We start from the raw sequence: 4,865 nt of genomic DNA, 5'->3' as shown, positions 1-4,865 counted from the left end.
GGCCACGGGCGGGGGGCCGGGATGGCACGCGGCGGAGGTGGGCAGGCACACACGGCGGACCGCTCGCGTTCGTCGGCAGGGACCTGTTGGGTGCACGCGACGCGCCCGGGGTGCGGGGCAGGCCGGTCGGCGAGGTCATTGCGCGTGTGCACCAGGTCGGTGCGGACGACGGCGAGGCGTTCCTCGGCGAGATAGCGCAGCCGTCGCGCGGTGTACGGGGCAGTTGATGCGCCAAGATCGTCGTGGAACTCAGCCGCAGCAGTGAGGACTTGACCGACGGCATCGAGGATGCCGTCGCAGGGGGCAGTCAGCTCGGTCAGGATCTCAGCGACCTCCTCTGTGGTGGTCGCCTGTCGGATCCGGTCGGCGAGCTGGGCCACCGAGGCACCCAGCGGCTCGTACTGGGCGGGGCGGCGGTCGGTGTCGAAGGACGGGTCGCAGTCGACCTGGTGGCCGACCGCCCGCAGCCGGGCCACGGCTTCGGTGGCCTGGCGGTTCTCCTCGTCCTGCGCCAGGCCAGCGGGAGCGCGGTGGTAGGTCTCGTGGAGGCGGTGGACGGGCACGAAGCCCGCCCGTTGAAGCACGCTGTGGGCTTCCGGATCGCCACCGCAGCCAAGCACTTCCTCGGAGTGCGGGTCGCGGCGGATGGTCAGGGCGCGGTCGGCCAGAGGCAAGGGAAAGGCTTCTCCTAAGGTGATTGCCCGGCACAGGCTCGTGCGGCCGGTACCACTGGCGCTGCGGTCGACCGCTTGGAGCGGGTGGTCAGACGGGCGGCGACGTCATCGAGGTCCTGCTGGGTGCCGTAGATGCGGCGGGCGATCAGCTCCAGCTGGTGCGCCGTGTCGGGACCGGTGCAGGGCTGGAGAGAAGCCCGGTATGCGGCGTGCTCGATGAGGCCGCGCACGGTGGCCAGCGGACCGGACCGCTCGTCGGCGAGCTGGGCGAGGACGGTGGCGAGCTGAGCGGACGCGGTCGGTACGGCCCCGGCCACCTGCCGGTCGTCGGATGCGGACGTGATGGTGGTGAGGCGCAGGTCCTGCTCGATGCGACGGGCCTCAGATGCGAGCCGTTGCAGCAGGTCGGCTGCCAGGCGTGCTGGCCAGAGGGGGATTGAGGTGTCCCTGGTGGCCCGGGTCCGTGCGCGCGCCAGTGTGGGGGTGCGGCCGGGGCGGCGGAGAGGAAGTCTCACCGGCCGCCCCGGGCATCGGCGACGTGGACCAGTTGACCGAGGGCCGTGGTGGTGTACCAGCCGCAGTCGAGAACGGCGTCGGCGTGGCCGGCGTACTTCGGCAGCAGATGATCAGCCATGGCTCGCAGGTAGATCATGCAGTCCGGGCAGCGGCGGGAGAGGTGCACGAGGTAGCGGGGGTGCGCGGTGATGAACGTTTGCGCTCCGCCGTTGGGGTCGCGCAGCCGCCAGCCGTCCTCGTCGGTCGGGGTGTGCCAGGACGGGGCGACGACCTGCATCGCGTCCCCCCACAACTCGGCCCCCGCCACACCCTTGATGACCACGACTTGGTCGCCGGCCTCGAAGTGCCCATGGGTGATGTCCCGACAGGGCGTGAGGGGGTCGGGTGTGGGCGCGAAGGCCGGGGTGGACGGCGGGGTCCAGGATGGTGGGAGCATGCGGATCCTTCCACGCTGTGCATGTGGCGGCGGGAGGATCAATGGTCCGCAGGATCGCCGGTTTGGCTAACCGGCGATCTGCGGCTATGTTCCGCCCCGTTCGACGGACCCGGGCTCTTTCCCTGGTCGTGCTGCCTCGCAGCGACCGGGGAGTGAACAGCTGGAGCCGGCTGTCTTCCGCCGCCCGTCCACGGCCGTCGCAGCCATCACGATGCGGGGTGTCAGTTGATCACCGAGCGAGCCGTTGATCACGCAGCGCACTGCACCTCACCCGAGTCGGGAGGGTCAGCGGTACGGATTCTCCGTACCGCGGTCCTGTTCTGTGGCGGCGTCCAAGAGTTCTAGCAGGTCGGCGCCGTCGGCGTCGCGCTGGTCGATCCACCATCCGGCCCGGGTGATCAGGCGAGCCTTCTCTTCCAGCTCCGCCCAGTCGGCGTCGTCCCAGGCGCCTTCGACGACGAGCGCGGTGTGCGCGGCGCACATCAGCTGGTGGCGGGAGCGTTCACCCCAGTCCACGGCGCGTTCCGGCCCTTCCAGCGGGGGCATGTCGAACTTGGTGGCCCACTCGGCGGCGGCCCGCTGTTCCTCGGCCCGCTTGGTTGCGAGCCATTCCTCCTTGGAGGCGGTGTCGTTGCTGCGGGCGGCCTTCCAGCAGTCGGTGCAGTCCCGTTCGCCGAGCCAGCGGGCGAACCCGGCCCGCCGGTCGGCGGCGCGGTCGGACAGGTCATGGACGACTTCGTGGCCGCAGGTGTGCTCGACGGTCCACTTCGTGCGGACAGCCATAGATGGATCTCCTTGAACGGGTCGTGTGTGACTGAAGGTGGAAGGCGTTCGCGGTCCTACGCTCGGCGGTTGACGGCCGTGCTACGGGGCGGCGCTGTGGGAGGTGTGGTGCTCAGGGCGGGGCGGGCCGTATCCGCGGTGGTACGGGGTGCGGTATGACGGCAGCACGCCGACCGTGGCGGCGAGATCCTCGATCGCGTCGTGCACCTCGCGGGTGAGGACGGCGAGTTGTCGGCCAGGGGCGTCGAGCTGGGCGCCGAGCTGCCCGCGGACGGTGTCCAGGGCGTAGGAGAAGCGGGCGGGCCGCGGTGTCGAGGAGGCTCTCCAACCGGGATCAAGGGACCGGCTTCATAGCCTTGCTGCGCGGGTGAGCTGGGCCTCGGAGAGGATGGAAAGTGCGGCCGTAGCGGTCCCGCGTGGCGTCCTGCGCGGACTCAGTCTCACGGCCGATGACCGCCATCCGCAGCCTGGAACCGCGTGCTCGCCCGGCGAGCTGCGCCACGCTGGGCGTGGTGGTGTCAGAGATCGGTTCTCCCGGCGGAAGGTATCAGCGGCGGGGCGGCCTGCTGGGCGGCGCTTGGGCGGTCATGGCCGGCGGCCGTGCGGGCGCGGCCGGAGTCTCCTGGCCGGGTGGGTGAGGGCGAAGGCCGGGGTCGAGATGCACCGGGTAGCGGGCGGCGGTGAGCATGTCCGCGGCCCAGGTCGCGTGCTCGTTCTCCCAGCCCTGGCCCAGGTCGAACGGCAGCCGTATCCAGTGCCCGCGCAGGGCCGGCAAGAAGAGGAATCCGGCTCGGAGCAGGATGTCCCGCGCGAATGCGTCGATGGCGCCGGTGACTTCGACCTCGCCACCTCGCCCGCGGGTGATGCGGATCGTCTCACCGTATGGAGTCATCGGTGTCATCGGGAGCGTCCAGCCGGCAGGTGAACGGTCGGGGCGTAGGTGGGCTTCGGCGGGATCGGTCGCGGGGCCGGTGCGGTGGTAGTCGGCGCCGTACGGCGTTGGGGGGAGCGTATGACCGCGGCCTGGGCGGTACGGGCGCGACGATCCGAGACAGCGTGGCGCCGGGCCGGGAGCGGCGCAGCGGCCGGTGCGTCCGGGGCGAGGCCCATGTCGGCGGACACCGAGTAGCCCTGCGCCCCCAGGTCGCGGACAGCCTGGCGGGTGCGGCGCGGACCGTCACGGTCGGGCTCGGTGAGGCGGTATAGCCCGGGACGGTCGGGGATGGGCTCGAACTGCTCGCGGGTGAGGAACCAGTGGGCCAGGTGCGCGGGCACCGTGGCGGTGAAGGAGGCGACGAAGCCGTGCTGGGGATGAGTGCCGAAGGCGAAGTGAGTACCAGGGTCCAAGAAGGTGGGTCTCCTTAGGAATTGGGTGTCGGTCAGCGAGGGCGTGCCTGGCCGGACGTGAGCCGGTGGGGCGGCTGGGGAAGGGCAACAGTGGGGCGTGGGCGAGGGGAGGCAGCGCGGGCCTGGCGCAGAAACTGCTGGCTGTGGGCGAGCCAGGTCTCGATGGCCGGCCAGGTCGGTGCTCGGTGCTCGGCGCGAGACAGCGGAACGCCGCTGTTCAGGTCCTCGCGTACCTGCAGCGCGCTACTCGACCAGTGCCGTCCAGCGACCGTGATCTGTCGTCAGCCACGCAGGGCCTCACGGTGCAGGAGCGAGCGCAGGCTGCGGCCGTACTGCCAGGCGTGCACGCGGGCGGCGCTCTCCAACTGGTCGTATCCCGGCTGGGCGGTCATCTGCCCGGTGTGCTTGCGGTAGCGGTAGACCGGCAGTGGCAGCAGGATCCCGGGAGCGAGGCTGGTGATGCCGACGGCCGTCATGTAGTCCTCGCCCTGGACGAGGCCGCCCATCGGGGCCGCGCGCACCAGTTCGGTGCGGGCCAGGATGGTGGTCGGTCCGATGGGAATGGTGTCGGCCGGTGAGCGCCAGTACGTCCATACATCCCCCGCCTCGTGCCGGCCGGGCGGCGCGGGGCACCGCCAGAGCGTGGTGCTGCCGTCGGGGTGGAGGTCCTCGCTCCACCCGGCGCACCAGCCCACCCCCGCCTGCTCCACGGCGCCGAGCCGGGCGGCCATCGCGTGGTCCGGGAACAGGTCGTCGTCGTCGGCCCAGTTCACATACGGGGTGCGGACGAGGTTGAGGGCGAAGTTTCGGGCGCAGGCGGCCCGGACGGGCCGCGGCACTGTCAGGGTGCGTACGCGCGGATCGCTGGCCAGCGCTGCCGGCAGACGGTCGGGGCCGGCGCCGTCGAGGGCGAGGACGGCCTCCCAGGGCACGGTCTGCCGACAGAGACTGCGGTGCATGGCGGTCAGGAAGCCGAGGCGGTCCTCGCGCAGGCGGGTGGCGATGACGACCGTGATCAGGGGGGTGGGCAGGGTGAGGTCTCCGGCTGTCTCTATAACCCATTGGCCGTCCCCGGCAAAGCAAAGTGTGTAAATAGAGGGGGCCCAGGA

Annotated in this window: 8 protein-coding genes; all 8 read right to left on the bottom strand. The window is 71.4% G+C overall.

The genetic code is table 11. The features are described from left to right. Nucleotides 1–674: hypothetical protein (locus P1P75_RS39665; protein WP_319264498.1), on the bottom strand; the 674-nt coding region annotated here is incomplete at its 3' end. 14 nt (nucleotides 675–688) lie between these two features. Next, the gene (locus P1P75_RS39660; RefSeq protein WP_319264496.1) at nucleotides 689–1,189 is read right to left on the bottom strand and encodes a hypothetical protein; all 501 of its coding nucleotides are present in this window, start codon (nucleotides 1,187–1,189) and stop codon (nucleotides 689–691) included. Then, nucleotides 1,186–1,626 carry a hypothetical protein gene (locus tag P1P75_RS39655; RefSeq protein WP_319264494.1) on the bottom strand — a complete coding sequence of 147 codons (441 nt, stop codon included), beginning with the start codon at nucleotides 1,624–1,626 and terminating at the stop codon, nucleotides 1,186–1,188. Before P1P75_RS39655 ends, P1P75_RS39660 begins: the two co-directional genes overlap by 4 nt. Nucleotides 1,627–1,911: 285 nt before the next feature. After that, nucleotides 1,912–2,409, bottom strand: coding sequence for a hypothetical protein (locus P1P75_RS39650; protein WP_319264492.1), 498 nt, complete (start codon nucleotides 2,407–2,409; stop codon nucleotides 1,912–1,914). Between the two features lie 81 nt (nucleotides 2,410–2,490). After that, nucleotides 2,491–2,616 carry a hypothetical protein gene (locus P1P75_RS39645; RefSeq protein ID WP_319264490.1) on the bottom strand — a complete coding sequence of 42 codons (126 nt, stop codon included), beginning with the start codon at nucleotides 2,614–2,616 and terminating at the stop codon, nucleotides 2,491–2,493. Between the two features lie 340 nt (nucleotides 2,617–2,956). Continuing rightward, nucleotides 2,957–3,301, bottom strand: a complete 345-nt coding sequence (locus tag P1P75_RS39640) for a hypothetical protein (protein ID WP_285511810.1) — start codon at nucleotides 3,299–3,301, stop codon at nucleotides 2,957–2,959. A gap of 5 nt (nucleotides 3,302–3,306) precedes the next feature. Then, the gene (locus P1P75_RS39635; protein ID WP_319264488.1) at nucleotides 3,307–3,756 is read right to left on the bottom strand and encodes a hypothetical protein; all 450 of its coding nucleotides are present in this window, start codon (nucleotides 3,754–3,756) and stop codon (nucleotides 3,307–3,309) included. Nucleotides 3,757–4,037: 281 nt separating this feature from the next. Next, nucleotides 4,038–4,775 carry a glycosyltransferase gene (locus P1P75_RS39630; RefSeq protein WP_319264500.1) on the bottom strand — a complete coding sequence of 246 codons (738 nt, stop codon included), beginning with the start codon at nucleotides 4,773–4,775 and terminating at the stop codon, nucleotides 4,038–4,040. Nucleotides 4,776–4,865 lie beyond the last annotated feature (90 nt).

The organism is Streptomyces sp. ID05-39B (genome assembly GCF_033794725.1).
Taxonomy (GTDB): domain Bacteria; phylum Actinomycetota; class Actinomycetes; order Streptomycetales; family Streptomycetaceae; genus Streptomyces; species Streptomyces bobili.
The sequence above is the reverse complement of the archived record's forward strand: the minus strand, read 5'-3'. Positions and strand labels throughout refer to the sequence as shown.

What these genes read in the sequence shown, in the direction of transcription:
- P1P75_RS39655 (WP_319264494.1), bottom strand. Translation starts at nt 1,626, where the DNA reads ATGCTCCCACCATCCTGGACCCCGCCGTCCACCCCGGCCTTCGCGCCC.
- P1P75_RS39650 (WP_319264492.1), bottom strand. Translation starts at nt 2,409, where the DNA reads ATGGCTGTCCGCACGAAGTGGACCGTCGAGCACACCTGCGGCCACGAA.
- P1P75_RS39640 (WP_285511810.1), bottom strand. Translation starts at nt 3,301, where the DNA reads ATGACTCCATACGGTGAGACGATCCGCATCACCCGCGGGCGAGGTGGC.